Annotated in this window: 1 protein-coding gene; it reads left to right on the top strand. The window is 63.6% G+C overall.

Features of this window, described 5'->3' with window-relative positions:
- Positions 1 to 200: 200 nt before the first annotated feature.
- A partial coding sequence (locus RVY79_RS17140; protein ID WP_317465677.1) for a DUF2252 family protein occupies positions 201 to 525 on the top strand: 325 nt, incomplete at its 3' end.

Raw genomic sequence — 525 nt, forward strand, 5'->3', positions numbered from 1 at the left:
CCACGGTGGGGGATTCAGAAAACGGCCATCTCGCCCACCGCTTTGCGCCCACCGGCATATCGCGCGGGCTTTCTGGATGGCATCGGCGCCTTCGTGCCAATGGTGCTGGTCGCCCTTGCACCTCACCTTGCAGGCCCTTTTACTGCTAGGGCATGGGCAGACCCACGTGCACCGTTGTGCCCTCAAAACAGGAGGCCGGCATGGCCAGGCAAAAACTCTCCAAAAAAGCCGTCAAGCCCAAAGACCGCGGCTCCGTTCTGATGCGCCTGCGGCAGGCGAAGATGGCCAAGTCCGTGCACGCCTACGTGCGCGGCAGTACCGAGAAGTTCTATGAATGGCTGGCCACCGTGCAGCCGCACCTGCTGCCCGACGGGCCCGATATCTGGATCTGCGGCGACTGCCATGTCGGCAACCTCGGCCCCATTGGCGACATGCGGGGCAGCACGAGCATCCAGATCCGCGATTTTGACCAGACGGTCATCGGCAACCCGGCGCACGACCTCATCCGGCTGGGCGTTTCGTTGG

The organism is Chromohalobacter sp. HP20-39, from assembly GCF_033052815.1.
Lineage (GTDB): Bacteria > Pseudomonadota > Gammaproteobacteria > Pseudomonadales > Halomonadaceae > Chromohalobacter.